Source organism: Ruegeria discodermiae (assembly GCF_030758345.1).
GTDB lineage: Bacteria > Pseudomonadota > Alphaproteobacteria > Rhodobacterales > Rhodobacteraceae > Ruegeria_C.
Genome location: NZ_JAVAMO010000001.1, coordinates 629,199 through 643,470 on the forward strand (window position 1 = coordinate 629,199; position 14,272 = coordinate 643,470).

The window sequence follows — 14,272 nt, forward strand, 5'->3', positions numbered from 1 at the left end:
TGGTTCCGGAATTTCGATCATCGATTGGGCCATCGCTGGCAAGACGCATAGCCAATTCGAGATACGACAGAGCCCGTTGGAAATTCAGAACCGTCTGACGTAAAGGGACAAATCACAGGCGGCGCTTCAGCATGCGTTTGGGCCCAACCGACCCTCACGCTCAATAAAACGCCTGCAATCCGGTTTGCGCGCGCCCCAGGATCAGCGCATGGACGTCATGGGTGCCTTCATAGGTGTTGACCGTTTCCAAATTCACCATGTGGCGGATCACCTGGAATTCGAGGCTGATCCCGTTGCCGCCATGCATGTCGCGGGCATGGCGGGCGATCTCCAACGCCTTGCCGCAATTGTTGCGCTTGATGATCGAGATCATCTCGGGTGCAGCATTGGCCTCATCCAACAGTCGCCCGACCCGCAGGCTGGCCTGCAGACCCAGCGCGATCTCGGTCTGCATATCGGCCAGTTTGCGCTGGAACAGCTGCGTTTGCGCCAGGGGTTTGTTGAATTGCTTGCGGTCCAGCCCGTATTGCCGCGCACCAAGCCAGCAGGCCTCGGCCGCGCCCATCACACCCCACGAGATGCCATAGCGCGCGCGGTTCAAACACCCGAACGGCCCCTTGAGGCCCTGCACATGGGCCAACAACGCGTCTTCGCCGACCTCGACTCCGTCCATCACGATCTCGCCGGTGATGGAGGCACGCAGGGACATCTTGTTGGCGATCTTCGGCGCGCTCAGGCCCGGCAAGCCCTTGTCCAGCACGAAACCACGAATCTTGCCGTCATGGGCATCGGATTTGGCCCAGACCACAAAGACATCCGCGATCGGTGCGTTGGAAATCCACATCTTGGTGCCTGTCAGACGATAGCCACCCTCGATCTTCTCGGCGCGGGTCTTCATGCCCGCTGGGTCAGAGCCCGCGTCTGGCTCAGTCAGGCCGAAACACCCGATATACTCACCGCTGGCGAGCTTTGGCAGGTATTTCTGGCGCTGTGTTTCGCTGCCATAGGCATAGATCGGATACATCACCAGCGAGCTTTGCACCGACATCATCGAGCGATAGCCGCTATCCACCCGTTCGATCTCGCGCGCGACCAGCCCATAAGACACATAGCCCGCGCCCAGCCCGCCATATTCTTCCGGGATGGTGATGCCCAGCAGCCCCATCTCACCCATCTCGCGAAAGATCGCGGGATCGGTGACCTCGGATTGAAACGCTTCGGTCACGCGCGGTTGCAGTTTCTCCTGCGCGTAAGCCTGGGCGCTTTGGGCGATCATGCGCTCGTCTTCGGTCAGCTGGTCCTGCAGCCGCAGCGGGTCTTCCCAGTTGAACGGCCCCAGATCTGGCGCGTCCTTGGCTTTCAGGGTCGGTTTGGCAACAGGGGCGTTCATGGCAGGTCTCCTATGCAGGGCTAGGGTAAAAATAACGTGCGCAGGACGCAAAAAACAGCGATAAAACCGCATCGATACGTGAGATTTTCGCATAGATGACCCCTGCCCGCCGTCTGATCCCGTCCCTGTCCGCGTTGCGCGCGCTGGAGGCGCTTGACCGTCTCGGCTCGGCCTCGGCCGTAGCCGAGGAAATGGCCCTGACGCAGAGCGCCATCTCGCGCCAGCTTCAGGGTCTGGAAGAGCAATTGGGCGTCACGCTGATCCGGCGCGACAAGAAGCGTCTGTCGCTGACCTCGGCAGCCGCCGACTATGTGGTCGAGATTCGCGCGGCCCTGAACCAGATTGCGCAGGCGTCGATCCAATTGCAGGTGCAGCCTACGGGCGGCAGCCTGACCCTCGCGATCCTGCCCACATTCGGGATGCGCTGGCTGGTGCCCAGATTGCCCGAATTCACCCATCTGCATCCCGACATAACGATCAACCTGTCGACCCAGCTCAGTCCGTTCAGCTTTGACGTGGAACCCTTTGATGCGGCGATACATTTCGGTCAACCGGATTGGCGCAGTACCGAGGCGCTTTTGCTGAAGACCGAGCGCGTCGTGCCGGTGGCGGCCCCCACTCTGATCGCAACACCCCCCGATGACCCGACGGACCTGTTGAAACTGCCGCTGTTGCATATCCAGACCCGGCCCAATGCCTGGCAGGACTGGTTTGCGCGCGTGGGCGTTGCGGTGTCACCGCCCCTGCCCGGCATGATCTATGATCAGTTCTCGACCATCACACAGGCCGCCCTGCACGGGCTTGGTGTGGCCCTGATGCCGGAATACCTGGTCGAGCAGGAACTGGCGACCGGGCGGTTGGTTCCGGTTCATGACCATTCGGTCGAAGCCAACGGTGCCTATTATCTGGTCTGGCCCAAATCCGGCTCCGAGGACCCGGTTTTGCGGCAATTCCGCGACTGGCTGGCGCAGCGCGCCCAGCCCGAGGATGATCTGCCGCGCTAGATTGTCAGCCCAGAGCGTATCCCGCGCCGCGCACCGTGCGGACCGGGTCATCGCCGCCATGCTGGGTCAGAGCTTTGCGCAGACGCCCGATATGCACATCCACCGTCCGGGTATCCACATAGATGTCGCGGCCCCAGACCCGGTCGAGTAACTGTTCGCGGCTCCAGACCCGGCCTGGCTTTTCCATGAAGGTACTCAATAGACGAAACTCGGTCGGGCCCAGCTTCAGCGGCTGTTCTGAGCGGCTGACCTTATGGGTTTCGGCATCCAGCACGATATCTTCGAATTCCAGCCGCAACCCGACGGTCGAGGGGCGCACGCGGCGCAGCTGGGTGCGCACGCGGGCCATCAGCTCGGCGACGGAATAAGGTTTGACCACATAGTCATCCGCTCCGGTTTCCAAGCCCCGCACCTTGTCGACCTCCTCGGAGCGGGCCGAGAGCATGATGACCGGGATGCCCCGCGTATCAGGGCGAATCTTGAGCCTGCGGCAGACCTCGATCCCGCTGAGATTGGGCATCATCCAGTCCAGAACGATGATGTCGGGATTGTCCTCTTCCACCAGCAGCAGCGCGTCTTCGCCATTCTCGGCCTTGACGACACGAAACCCTTCGGCCTCCAGATTATAACCCAGCACTTCGCGTTGCGCCGGTTCATCCTCGACCACCAGAACGGTTGGTTGTGCAGCGGCCATTTCCTGATCCTTATACTGTCAGCGAGGTTTTGTCTGCTTTGGGGCGTGCCTCGTCAGGCCGCGCGCCAGTAACCAGATAGATCACCTGCTCGGCGATTGAGGTGACGTGATCACCCATACGCTCGATGTTCTTGGCGATGAAATGCAAATGCATACAGGACGTTATGCTGCGCGGCTCTTCCGCCATGAAGGTCAGGAACTCGCGGAACAGCGCATTGTACATCTGGTCGACCTCACGGTCGCGTTCAATCACATCGGCGGCCAGTTCGGCATCGCGCTGGATATAGGAATCGAGCGCGTCTTTCAGCATCCCCTCGACCTCGCGCGCCATGCGGCGCAGGGATGCGGCGCTGTCATTGACTGGCGGCACAGTGATCAGCACAGTGTTGCGCTTGGCGATGTTCTTGGCGTAATCGCCGATCCGCTCCAGGTTGCCCGCAACTTTCAGCACCGACAACACCAACCGCAGATCGATCGCGGTGGGCGCGCGCAGGGCGATCAGCCGCGCGGCTTCCTCGTCGATCACCTCTTCCAGCGCGTCGATGGCCTTGTCATCGGCCCGCACTTTCAGCGCCAGTTCCTCATCGCGGGTTTCCAGCGATGCCGCCGAGGCGCCGATGGCTGCTTCGACCAGGCCGCCCATCTTCATGATATGTGCCTGGATCGACTCAAGCTCACGGTCGAAAGCGGATGCGATATGTTGTTCTGACATGGTCATGACTTTCCCTAGCCGATGCGCCCGGTGATATAGCTTTCGGTCCGCGGGTCCTGCGGATTGGTGAATATCTGGCCGGTCTCGCCGAACTCGACAAGATTGCCCAGATGGAAAAACGCGGTCTTCTGGCTGACCCGCGCGGCCTGCTGCATCGAGTGAGTCACGATGACCACCGAATAGCGCTGGCGCAGCTCGTCAATCAGCTCCTCGACTTGGGCGGTCGCGATGGGGTCAAGCGCCGAACAGGGCTCGTCCATCAGCAGAACCTCGGGCTCGGTGGCAACGGCGCGGGCGATGCACAGGCGCTGCTGCTGGCCACCCGACAGGCCGGTGCCCGGCGCATCCAGACGGTCCTTGACTTCGTTCCAAATCGCGCCGCGACGCAGGGATTTCTCAACGATCTCATCCAGTTCTGCCTTGTTCTTGGCCAGACCGTGAATGCGCGGGCCATAGGCCACATTATCATAGATCGACTTGGGAAACGGATTGGGCTTTTGAAAAACCATGCCGACCTTGGCGCGCAATTGCACCGGGTCGACCCGCTTGTCATAGATATCCTCACCATCCAGCAGAATGTTGCCCTTGACGCGGCAGACATCAATCGTGTCGTTCATCCGGTTCAGGCAGCGCAGAAAGGTCGACTTGCCGCAGCCCGACGGGCCGATGAAGGCGGTGACCGTCTTGTCGCCGATGTTTACGTTCACATCCTTGATGGCGTGGGTGTCGCCATAATGGACTTGTACGTCGCTGGCGGTGATCTTGGCTTGGCCAGTGTCCACAACTCTCTCCACTCGTGCCATATCGTTCATATCGTGCCCCTCCATTACCAGCGGCGCTCAAAGCGGCGACGCAGGATTACGGCCACAGTGTTCATTGTTACAAGAAAGATCAGCAGGATGATAATGCCACCCCAGGCGCGTTCATAAAACGCCGGGTCGGCCCGTTTGGCCCATTCATAGATCTGGGCAGGCATGGCCGAGTTCGGTGACAGCAGCCCGCTTGCGACGCTGTCCGGCGCGTTCGAGGCGATAAAGCCCACCATGCCGATCAGCAAAAGCGGTGCGGTTTCCCCCAGCGCCTGCGCCAGCCCGATGATGGTACCGGTCAGGATGCCCGGCGCAGCCAGCGGCAGCACGTGGTGGAACACCGACTGCATCTTCGAAGCCCCGACCCCAAGAGCGGCATCGCGGATGCTGGGCGGCACAGCCTTCAGCGAGGCGCGCGTCGAGATGATGATGGTCGGCAGTGTCATCAGCGTCAGCACCAGGCCACCCACCAGCGGGGCTGACATCGGCAGGTGCATGTAGTTGATGAAGACCGCTAGGCCCAGAATACCGAACACGATGGAGGGCACCGCCGCCAGGTTCGAGATATTGACCTCGATGATATCGGTGATCCAGTTCTTCGGTGCAAACTCCTCCAGATAGATCGAGGCGGCCACGCCGATGGGCAGCGCCAGGGCCAGAACCACCAGCATCATGAAGAGCGAGCCGATCATCGACACCCCGATCCCCGCAGCCTCAGGCCGCTGGTCGGAGGCATCCGCACCAAAAATGAAATCCAGGTTGAAGGATTTGACGATCACGCCATCCGCCACCAGTTGATCCACGAAATCCAGTTGCGCCGGTGAGATCGACTTGTCATTGGCGATGCTCTCGCGGCTGACCCGGCCTTTCATGTAGCCATCAACGCGCGAATTGGCGAGGAAGCGGAATTGAACCGTTTCTCCGATCTTGTCGGGGTTGGCGATCACATAGTCACGCAGCTGCGCCGCTGCACTTTTGGACAGGATGGCAGCCTGATCCTTGGCCGACAGATCGGTCTGGATGCCCAGCTTCTCGACCTCGCTGCTGATCGCGTCCTTGATCAGCGGTGCGTATCCGAAGGTCGAGACCTTCTTGATCTCATCAAGGTTGCGGTTGCCGTTCTTGTCCAGCTTGTCCTCGGCCAGCGTTACGTCCAGCGTGACGAAGGTCTGCGTGAATGCCCCGGTGCCACGGCTGACAATGTTGTAGACCAGCGTGATCAGCATCAGTAGGCCAACCGCAATCGCAAGAATGCCGTAGAGCTTGAACCGGCTTTCCGCCCGGTTGCGCTTTGCGGTGCGCGCGTCTTTGGACAATAGCGAGCTTGCGTGTTTGGGCGCGCCGCTTTGACTGATATCGGTCATTCGTACTGCTCCCGGTATTTGCGCACGATGTAAAGCGCCAGAATGTTGAGCCCCAGCGTCAGAACGAACAGGGTCAGCCCCAGCGCAAAGGCCACCAACGTCTCGGGGCTGGCAAAGTCGGTATCCCCGGTCAACTGGCTGACGATCCGTGTGGTGATCGTCGTCATCGATTCCAGCGGATTGAGCGCGAATTTCGCAATCGCACCCGCGCCCATCACAACGATCATGGTCTCACCGATGGCGCGCGACGCGGCCAGCAGCACCGCGCCGACGATCCCCGGCAGGGCCGCGGGCAAAACGACCTGCCGCACGGTTTCGGATTTGGTTGCCCCGAGGCCCAGAGAGCCGTCGCGCATCGACTGCGGTACCGCGTTGATGATGTCGTCTGACAGCGAGGACACGAAGGGGATCAACATGATGCCCATCACCACGCCCGCCGTCAGGACCGAGGTTGCCCCGGCCATCCATTCGACGCCCAGAAACCCGCCTTTGCCAAAGAAATCGACCAGCATCGGACCAACGGTCAGCAGCGCAAACAGGCCGTAAACGATGGTGGGGATACCGGCGAGGATTTCCAGCAGCGGCTTTGCGAAACTGCGGGTCGCTTTGTTGGCATATTCGGCCAGATAAATCGCCGCAAACAAACCGATCGGCACCGCGACCAGCAGCGCGACGAACGAGATATAAAGGGTGCCCCACAAGAGCGGCAGGATCGACAGTTCTGAATCGCCCCGGAAGTTCGGCGCCCAGGTGCCACCGAAGAAGAAATCCTTCCACGAATGCAGGCCGAAGAAATTCATCGTCTCGAACAGCATCGAAAAGACGATGCCAACCGTGGTCAGGATCGCCAGCGACGCCGCCAGGATCAGCAGGACCAGAATGCCGCGCTCGACCACGTTGCGGGCGCGGAAATCCTTGTGGGTGCGCGCATAGGCAATCGCCAGACCGGCCACTGCCAGCAGCGCGACGATCAATGTCATCGCATGTGTGCCGGTTGTGGTCATCTGCCGGTAGCGCTGCGCGGCATCTAACACTTCGGCTTCAACCTCGGCCCCAAGTGCGACGCCGACCTCACCGAGCCGTGCGCGGATATCACCGGCTTCGGCTTTGAGAGATTGCGACTCCGCCAGTGTCATCGCGCCCTGCTCGACGGCAAAATCCAGACCGCTGGCAACCCGGCGCACATCAGACATGACCAGACCGCGGGTCGAATCCTCAGGGATCGCCTCGTCCGGGATCAGCCCCGAAACCGAGTTTTCGACGATCATCGGCTGCGCGAGCAACCAGATGAGCAGAACGCCCAGGGCCGGGATCAACGCCGCAAAAGCAACGTTCAGACCGTAGTAGTTGGGAAGCGAGTGCAGCGCCCGCACGTCGCCACCGGCAGATTGCAGGGCGCGTTTGCGGCCCAGCACATACCCGATAGCGGCGAGAACAAGCACCGAAACGACCAGCCAAAGTGTCGGCATCGGTTCACAATCCGTTGTCGAAGGAAGGGGAAATGCCGGGGCGATCAACCCGCCCCGGCCAAGTCATTTGGGCGTTCCGATTAGGAATTGCCGCCCAGAACCGCCTCATCCGCGACGGCGCCCTGGGTGTCGCTCAGCTCGGGGTCCGACACCAGGCCATATTCGGCCAGCGGGCCGTCGGGGCCTGCGATCTCATCCGCGACAAAGAACTCGGCATATTCTTTAAGGCCGGGGATCACGCCGATATGTGCTTTCTTGACGTAGAAGAACAGCGGGCGCGAGACCGGGTATTCGCCGGTTGCAATCGACTCGGTCGAAGGAACGATGCCCGACATGGTCGCAACCTGCAGCTTGTCGGTGTTATTCTCGTAGAAGGCCAGACCAAAGACGCCGATGCCGTCCTTGTTGCTTTCGATACGCGCCAGCGTCTCGGTGTAGTCGCCGTCGATATCGACCGATTTGCCATCGGTGCGCAGACCAATACAGGCTTTCTCGGCGGCTTTCTTGTCGTCGCCATTTGCGGCTTTCAGCGCGTCGAAGGCACCGGTGTGCTCGCAGCCCGCCAGGATCACCTTGTCTTCGAACACTTCGCGGGTGCCGTGCTTGGTGCCCGGGATGAAGGCCTGGATGTCGACGGCCGGGAAGTTCGGGTTCACGTCGGCCCAGGTCACGTTCGGATTGTCGACCAGTTCACCATCAACCAGCACCTTGTCTGACAGCGCCAGGAACCAGTCATCTGGCGTGAACTCGTAGGAGTTGCCGGCGATGTCGCTGGCAAAGACGATGCCGTCATAGCCGATGCGCACTTCGATGATGTCGGTCACGCCTGCTTCGGCGCATTTGGCGATCTCGGAGTCCTTGATCTTGCGCGAGGCGTTGGCCACGTCGATGGTGTTTTCGCCCACACCTTCGCAGAACCGCTTCAGACCCGCCGACGAGCCACCCGATTCCACGACCGGTGTCGGGAAGTCGAAGTTTTCGCCAAAGGCTTCGGCAACGATCGAGGCGTAGGGCAGAACAGTCGACGAACCGGCAACCTGAACCTGATCACGCGCGGCAGCAGCAGTTGCCGAAACAGCAGCGATGGCCAGTGCAGAGGCGGAAAGTTTCACAAAGGACATTCAAGTCTCCTTGGTAAAGAATGTGCAGCGATCACCCCCATGATGATCTCGTCGCGGTAGCTAGCCGCGCTGCGTTTGCCTTTTGTGACAGGTTTGTAACAGGAGTATGACAATCGGGGTTTTGTGGGAAATAAGTTAAAATGCCTTCATTCCAATAAGGCATTGATTTTGAACGGATACCTTAGATCTCCGTTACATTCCCTTGCGGCAGGATAACTGTAAACTTGGTTCCTTGCCCCAATTCGCTTTCGATCCGCAGGCGGCCGCGATGGCGATTGATGATATGTTTGACGATGGCAAGCCCCAGCCCGGTTCCGCCAAGCTCGCGCGAGCGGTGGCTGTCGGCGCGATAGAAGCGCTCGGTCAGGCGCGGCAGATGGATCGGGTCGATGCCCGGCCCCTTGTCCGCCACCAGAATGCGTGCCGATGGCGCGCGCAGGGTTGGATCGCGCTCCTTCGAGGTCAGCGAGATGTCGACAACGCCGCCACTGCCGCCATATTTGATCGCGTTCTCGATCAGGTTGGTGAAGACCTGACGCAGCTGATCGGGATCGCCCGCGATCAGAACCGGATTGTCGGGCGTGGTCAGATTCATCACAACGCCCGCTTCTTCGGACAGCGGCTTGATCGAGTTCAGCGTCGATTTCAGCAGCGCGCTCAGGTCCACCTCTTCGCTAGGGCGCACCCGTTCCTGGCTTTCGACCCGGTTCAGCGACAGCAGGTCACCAACCAGACGGTTCATCCGGCTGGCCTCTCCCTCCATAATCTGCAGAAACCGCTCGCGCGCGACACCGTCGTCGCGGGCTGGGCCGCGCAGGGTTTCGATGAAGCCCATCAGCGCGGTCAGCGGAGTGCGCAATTCGTGGCTGACATTGGCGACAAAATCGCGCCGCATCTGCCCCGCTTTTTCCATCGGGGTCACGTCGGTGAAACACAGCAGCGCGCCCAGATCGGGAATGTAGCGGCAAGAGACATCGAAGGTGGTGTCCTGCCCACCGGCATTGGAGAGCAGCCGCGTGCGCGTCGCCTCGCGGCGTTGCAGGCAACGCTCCAGCGCGTCGATCACCGGGGGTTGACGCAGGATGGTGGCGAAATGCCTGCCGACGATCTGGCGCCCCAGCAGCGCCTGCGCCTCGGCATTTGCGCCGATGATCCGCTCGGCAGGGTCGACGATCAGCGCCACCAGCGGAATTCCGGCCAAAAGCCCTCGTATGGTTTCCTCGGGCAGCGGAGTCATGATCCGGTGGCCTCAGCAATGGCCTGCGAGAAGATATCCTTCAGCAGGTCCGGGTCTTCCAGACCGACGGAGACCCGAAAGAACCCCTCGGTCAAACCACGCGCCGCGCGCTCTTCCACGCTGAGGGCGCGGTGAGAGGAGGAGGCGGGGTGTGACAGGGTGGTGCCGACATCGCCCAGCGTTGGCGCAAAACTCAAACCATCCGCTGCGCGGGTGAAAGCATTGGCGGCAGCGCGGCCGCCGTCCAGCTCAAAGCTGACCATGTTACAGCCCTGCCCGTTCAGCAATGTCATGGCGCGGGCATGATCGGGATGATCAGGGCGTGTTGGGTAGAGCACGCGTTTGACGCCCGGCAGCGTCGCAAGATGATCGGCGAGTGACGCCGCGCTGCCCTGCGCCCGGTCAAAGCGCAGATCAAAAGACAGCATGCCGCGTTCGGCCAGCCAGCAATCAAACGGGCTGGGGGTCAGTCCGGTGGTGACCGAGAACACGCGCATGCGGTCGCTCAGCTCCGGATCGCGCGCCACCGCATAGCCCAGCATCACGTCGGAATGCCCGGCCAGCAGCTTGGTGATCGAATGCAGCACGATATCAGCGCCATGATCCAGCGGCCGGAACGCACGCGGCGTGGTAAAGGTGTTGTCCACCATCAGCAGGATGCCGCGTTCCTGGCACAACGCCGCCAGCCCTTGAATATCGGCCACGTTCAGCGCCGGGTTCGAGACGACCTCGACCAGGATCATTCGCGTCTCGGGCCGGATCGCAGCGCGCATCGCGTCGATATCGCCCGAGTCCGCCAGTGTCGTCGCAATGCCCAGACGTGGCAGGTCTTCCTTCATCAGACGCAGCGATCGCCCATAAAGCTGACTGCCGCCAATCACATGATCGCCTGTCGAGAGCAACCCCATGAGCGCCGCTGTCACAGCCCCCATGCCGGACCCGGTCACAATACCGCCCGAGGCCCCCTCCATCGCATCCAGCCGCTTGGCCACCACATCGGCATTGGGATGCCCCTCGCGCGAGTAGGTATAGCCCTGCACGCGGCCCTCATATTGGTCGTCCAGCGCATCGGGCGTGTCCGAGGCATAGACCACCGATGGGCTTAGCGGCGTGGCGACAGGCCGACTGGCGCTTTCTGGCAGCGGATCGGGCCGGATGATCGAGCCCTTTTCGTTTCGGCTCATGTCACCTCAACCATCCCGTCACGGAAACGCCGCATGTTCTTCTGATAAACCATTGCGCTCAGGGTCAATTTCTGCGCTGCGGCCTCGTCCAACTCGCGCACCACCTTGCCCGGCGCGCCCATCACCAGGGAGTTGTCCGGTATCTCTTTGTTTTCCGTAATCAAAGCCCCTGCCCCAATCAGGCAGTTCTTGCCGATCTTCGCACCATTCAGAACCGTTGCGCCCATCCCGATTAAGGAGTTGTCGCCGATGGTGCAGCCATGCAGCATGGCCTTGTGCCCAATGGTGCAGTTCCGCCCGATACTCAGCGGGAAGCCCGGGTCGATATGCATGACCACGTTTTCCTGGACATTGCTGCCCGCGCCCACGCGAATCTCTTCGTGATCGGCGCGAATGGTGCAGCCGAACCAGACCGAGGCCCCCTCCTCCAGCACCACCTTGCCGATCAGATGCGTGCCGGGGGCGATCCAGGTGTCTTCGTGGATATCCGGCGCGTGGCCGTCCAGAGCGTAAAGTGTCATGTCAGTTCCTCGAACTGGGTTTGCAGATTGCGCACATGGCTTTGCAGCGTAGGTTGCTGAATGCGGCGCATCCGCTCGGCGCTGATGATGGTTTTCAGCCGTTCTTCGGTCTCGTCCAGGTCATCATTGATCAGCACATATTCGTAGTAGCCCCAATGGCTGATCTCGTCCCAGCTTTTGAGCATCCGCTTGCCGATCACCTCTTCGCTGTCCTGTGCGCGGGTTTCCAGCCTTCGCCGCAGCTCGCGGATCGACGGGGGCAGGATGAAGATCGACAGCGCGTGCTTGCCGAGGTCCGAGTTGCGGATCTGAATGTCACCCTGCCAGTCCACGTCGAACAGAACGTCGTTCCCGGCATCAATTGCCGCGCGGACAGGGGCAGCGGGCGTGCCATAGAAATTGCCGAACACATGGGCGTGTTCCAGCATATCGCCATCGGCAACGGTCTGTTTGAAGCCCTCTTCGCTCATGAAGTGGTATTCACGTCCGTCCCGCTCGCCGTTACGCGGCGCACGCGTGGTGGCCGAGACCGAAAATTCCAGACTTGTGTCCCATTCCATCAGCCGCCGGGCCAGGGTTGATTTCCCCGCGCCCGAGGGCGAGGACAGGATGATCAGCAACCCGCGTCTGTTGGTCATGCGAAGCGTCCTTTATTCGACATTCTGTACCTGTTCCCGCATCTGGTCGATCACCGCCTTGAGGTCCAGCCCAATCGCCGTCAGATCGGTGTTCTGAGATTTCGAGCAGAGCGTATTGGCCTCGCGGTTGAACTCTTGCATCAGGAAATCCAGCTTGCGCCCCACCGCGCCGCCTTTTGCGACAAGATCGCGGGCGGCCTTGATATGTGCGCCAAGCCGGTCGATCTCTTCGGTCACATCCGCCTTGACCGTGAGGATCGCCAATTCCTGCGCGACCCGGTCCGGGTCGGCCCCGTCGGTGTTTTCCAGAATCTTGGCCAGATTAGCTTTCAGCGTGTCGGCCATGGCCTCTTTGCGGGCCTCGGCGACGCTTGCGGCCTGTGTGGTCAGCTCTGCGATCCGCGTCAGCTGCCCGTCCAGCAGCTCGGCCAGGGCTGCGCCTTCGGTGGCCCGCATCTGAACAAAGGCCTGAACCAGCGCCTCGAATTCCGATTTCAGCTGTGCGACCAGCGGGGCCTGATCCTCTTCGCCTGCGCCCGCCTCCAGAATGCCGCGCACAGACAGAAGGTCGCTGGCCTTTGACGGCGCAAAGGTGATCCCGCGCGCCATCGCCTCGACCTCGATCTCGTGCAACGCCTCTAACGTGGCGGTCAGGACATCGTGATTGAGCGACAATGCCGCGCCCTCTTCGTTGCGGCTGAGGCGAAGCGACAGGGTGATATTGCCGCGCGCGACCGACTTTGCCAGCATGGGCCGTAGCGCGGCCTCCAGCCCGTCCAGCCAGTCGGGCACCCGCAGCCGCAGATCCAGCCCCTTGGCGTTGACGCTGCGCAATTCCCAGCTCCAGGAGAAGGGCGCATGTTCCCCCTTGCTGGAGGCGAACCCGGTCATCGACTTGATCATCACAATCCTCAACTGCGGCAGGTCGTTGCACCTAATGGCAATCGCCTGCCCAGAGCAAGCCCCGAGCCGCGCGAAAAGCCGCGTCGACTGACCATGTCGCGTCGTGCTGAAACACCAAAGGCCGGGCGTAATACCCGGCCTTTCAATCCTTTCAGGTCAAAGCCTTATGCGCGGCGGCGACGTCCGCCAGCACGCCCGCCCCGCCCGCGGCCCTCTTCTCCGGCCTTGGCGGGTACTTTGTTGGCCTTGATCCATTCGCCGCCATGCGGGTCATTGTTGGTCAGGAAGTTGGCGGCGCGGATGGCCTCCATCTCTTTGCCCGCGCGCGGCAGGGTCGAACCCATGCCAAACATCTGAACAAAGGCTTCGTCATCCATCGCCTCGGGCAGGATGATGCCCGCCGCTTCGACCTCGGCGCGCTTTTCGGCGATCTTCTTTGGACCGATGGGCAGCGCCACCGGGTTCATGATGGCCGATGTCATGCCCGCGCCCATCGCCATCGGCAAAAACGCGTTGTTGATACCATGACGGTTGGGCAGGCCGAACGAGATGTTGGACGCGCCGCAAGTGGTGTTCACGCCCAGCTCTTCGCGCAGGCGGCGCACCAGGGCAAAGACCTGCAGCCCGGCCGTGCCCATCGCACCCACCGGCATCACCAGCGGGTCCACCACGATGTCATGCGCCGGTATGCCAAAATCGGCGGCGCGTTCGACAATCTTTTTGGCCACGGCAAAGCGCACGTCGGGATCTTCGGAAATACCGGTATCGTCATTCGAGATCGCCACCACCGGCACGTTGTATTTCTTGACCAGCGGCAGGATCTGTTCCAGCCGCTCTTCCTCGCCGGTGACCGAGTTCAAGAGCGGGCGGCCCTCACAAACCTCCAGCCCCGCCTCAAGCGCGCCGGGCACCGATGAATCGATACAGAGCGGCACATCGACCAGCCCCTGCACCAGCTCGACGATCTTGCGCATCAGCGGCGGCTCGGTCTCGTTCGGGTTGGGGTTGGAGTTATAAACCACGCCCGCATTGATATCGAGCACGGTCGCGCCTGCGGCCACCTGCGCCACCGCGTCCTTTTCGACGGTCGAGAAGTCGCCCGCCTCAAGTTCGGCGGCCAGTTTCTTGCGGCCTGTCGGGTTGATCCGCTCACCGATCACGCAGAACGGCTGGTCAAAGCCGATGATCGCTGTTTTTGTTTTGCTTTCTACGATTGTCTGCGTCAT

14 protein-coding genes are annotated in these 14,272 nt (G+C 61.3%); 1 reads left to right on the forward strand and 13 read right to left on the reverse strand.

Annotated elements, in window-relative coordinates:
* Positions 1 to 160: 160 nt before the first annotated feature.
* A complete protein-coding gene (locus Q5Y75_RS03145; protein ID WP_306194249.1) occupies positions 161 to 1,390 on the reverse strand; it encodes an acyl-CoA dehydrogenase in 1,230 nt (409 codons plus the stop codon).
* A 95-nt stretch (positions 1,391 to 1,485) separates the two neighbouring features.
* Between Q5Y75_RS03145 and Q5Y75_RS03150 the strand changes: the two genes are divergently transcribed.
* Positions 1,486 to 2,394 carry a LysR family transcriptional regulator gene (locus tag Q5Y75_RS03150; protein ID WP_306194251.1) on the forward strand — a complete coding sequence of 303 codons (909 nt, stop codon included), beginning with the start codon at positions 1,486 to 1,488 and terminating at the stop codon, positions 2,392 to 2,394.
* 4 nt (positions 2,395 to 2,398) lie between these two features.
* Here Q5Y75_RS03150 and phoB read toward each other — a convergent pair whose 3' ends face one another.
* The 12 genes from phoB to Q5Y75_RS03210 all read right to left on the reverse strand — a co-directional run bounded on the left by phoB (position 2,399) and on the right by Q5Y75_RS03210 (position 14,272).
* Entirely contained in the window at positions 2,399 to 3,088 is a 690-nt protein-coding gene (gene phoB, locus Q5Y75_RS03155; protein ID WP_306194253.1) for a phosphate regulon transcriptional regulator PhoB, read from the reverse strand.
* Positions 3,089 to 3,098: 10 nt separating this feature from the next.
* Positions 3,099 to 3,800, reverse strand: coding sequence for a phosphate signaling complex protein PhoU (gene phoU / locus Q5Y75_RS03160; RefSeq protein WP_306194255.1), 702 nt, complete (start codon positions 3,798 to 3,800; stop codon positions 3,099 to 3,101).
* A gap of 14 nt (positions 3,801 to 3,814) precedes the next feature.
* Entirely contained in the window at positions 3,815 to 4,612 is a 798-nt protein-coding gene (gene pstB, locus Q5Y75_RS03165) for a phosphate ABC transporter ATP-binding protein PstB (RefSeq protein ID WP_306194258.1), read from the reverse strand.
* Positions 4,613 to 4,626: 14 nt separating this feature from the next.
* Positions 4,627 to 5,973, reverse strand: coding sequence for a phosphate ABC transporter permease PstA (gene pstA, locus Q5Y75_RS03170; protein WP_306194260.1), 1,347 nt, complete (start codon positions 5,971 to 5,973; stop codon positions 4,627 to 4,629).
* The gene (gene pstC, locus Q5Y75_RS03175; protein WP_306194261.1) at positions 5,970 to 7,442 is read right to left on the reverse strand and encodes a phosphate ABC transporter permease subunit PstC; all 1,473 of its coding nucleotides are present in this window, start codon (positions 7,440 to 7,442) and stop codon (positions 5,970 to 5,972) included. Before pstC ends, pstA begins: the two co-directional genes overlap by 4 nt.
* 80 nt (positions 7,443 to 7,522) lie before the next feature.
* Positions 7,523 to 8,563 carry a substrate-binding domain-containing protein gene (locus Q5Y75_RS03180; protein WP_306194263.1) on the reverse strand — a complete coding sequence of 347 codons (1,041 nt, stop codon included), beginning with the start codon at positions 8,561 to 8,563 and terminating at the stop codon, positions 7,523 to 7,525.
* A 181-nt stretch (positions 8,564 to 8,744) separates the two neighbouring features.
* Positions 8,745 to 9,791 carry an ATP-binding protein gene (locus Q5Y75_RS03185; RefSeq protein ID WP_306195684.1) on the reverse strand — a complete coding sequence of 349 codons (1,047 nt, stop codon included), beginning with the start codon at positions 9,789 to 9,791 and terminating at the stop codon, positions 8,745 to 8,747.
* Positions 9,792 to 9,796: 5 nt separating this feature from the next.
* Complete coding sequence (locus Q5Y75_RS03190) at positions 9,797 to 10,984, reverse strand: trans-sulfuration enzyme family protein (protein ID WP_306194267.1); 1,188 nt, start codon at positions 10,982 to 10,984, stop codon at positions 9,797 to 9,799.
* Positions 10,981 to 11,505 (reverse strand): gamma carbonic anhydrase family protein, encoded by a 525-nt coding sequence (locus tag Q5Y75_RS03195; RefSeq protein ID WP_306194268.1) that lies wholly within the window; start codon positions 11,503 to 11,505, stop codon positions 10,981 to 10,983. The genes Q5Y75_RS03190 and Q5Y75_RS03195 overlap by 4 nt, the downstream gene beginning before the upstream one ends.
* On the reverse strand, positions 11,502 to 12,143 hold the full coding sequence (gene gmk / locus Q5Y75_RS03200; RefSeq protein WP_306194269.1) for a guanylate kinase: 642 nt from the start codon (positions 12,141 to 12,143) through the stop codon (positions 11,502 to 11,504). Before gmk ends, Q5Y75_RS03195 begins: the two co-directional genes overlap by 4 nt.
* A gap of 12 nt (positions 12,144 to 12,155) precedes the next feature.
* Positions 12,156 to 13,046 (reverse strand): YicC/YloC family endoribonuclease, encoded by an 891-nt coding sequence (locus Q5Y75_RS03205; RefSeq protein WP_306194272.1) that lies wholly within the window; start codon positions 13,044 to 13,046, stop codon positions 12,156 to 12,158.
* 164 nt (positions 13,047 to 13,210) lie between these two features.
* Positions 13,211 to 14,272, reverse strand: a complete 1,062-nt coding sequence (locus tag Q5Y75_RS03210; protein ID WP_306194274.1) for a methyltetrahydrofolate cobalamin methyltransferase — start codon at positions 14,270 to 14,272, stop codon at positions 13,211 to 13,213.

Coding starts and splice junctions, on each gene's coding strand:
- Q5Y75_RS03145 (WP_306194249.1), bottom strand. CDS start 1,390: ATGAACGCCCCTGTTGCCAAACCGACCCTGAAAGCCAAGGACGCGCCA.
- Q5Y75_RS03150 (WP_306194251.1), top strand. CDS start 1,486: ATGACCCCTGCCCGCCGTCTGATCCCGTCCCTGTCCGCGTTGCGCGCG.
- phoB (WP_306194253.1), bottom strand. CDS start 3,088: ATGGCCGCTGCACAACCAACCGTTCTGGTGGTCGAGGATGAACCGGCG.
- phoU (WP_306194255.1), bottom strand. CDS start 3,800: ATGTCAGAACAACATATCGCATCCGCTTTCGACCGTGAGCTTGAGTCG.
- pstB (WP_306194258.1), bottom strand. CDS start 4,612: ATGAACGATATGGCACGAGTGGAGAGAGTTGTGGACACTGGCCAAGCC.
- pstA (WP_306194260.1), bottom strand. CDS start 5,973: ATGACCGATATCAGTCAAAGCGGCGCGCCCAAACACGCAAGCTCGCTA.
- pstC (WP_306194261.1), bottom strand. CDS start 7,442: ATGCCGACACTTTGGCTGGTCGTTTCGGTGCTTGTTCTCGCCGCTATC.
- Q5Y75_RS03180 (WP_306194263.1), bottom strand. CDS start 8,563: ATGTCCTTTGTGAAACTTTCCGCCTCTGCACTGGCCATCGCTGCTGTT.
- Q5Y75_RS03190 (WP_306194267.1), bottom strand. CDS start 10,984: ATGAGCCGAAACGAAAAGGGCTCGATCATCCGGCCCGATCCGCTGCCA.
- Q5Y75_RS03195 (WP_306194268.1), bottom strand. CDS start 11,505: ATGACACTTTACGCTCTGGACGGCCACGCGCCGGATATCCACGAAGAC.
- gmk (WP_306194269.1), bottom strand. CDS start 12,143: ATGACCAACAGACGCGGGTTGCTGATCATCCTGTCCTCGCCCTCGGGC.
- Q5Y75_RS03205 (WP_306194272.1), bottom strand. CDS start 13,046: ATGATCAAGTCGATGACCGGGTTCGCCTCCAGCAAGGGGGAACATGCG.
- Q5Y75_RS03210 (WP_306194274.1), bottom strand. CDS start 14,272: ATGACGCAGACAATCGTAGAAAGCAAAACAAAAACAGCGATCATCGGC.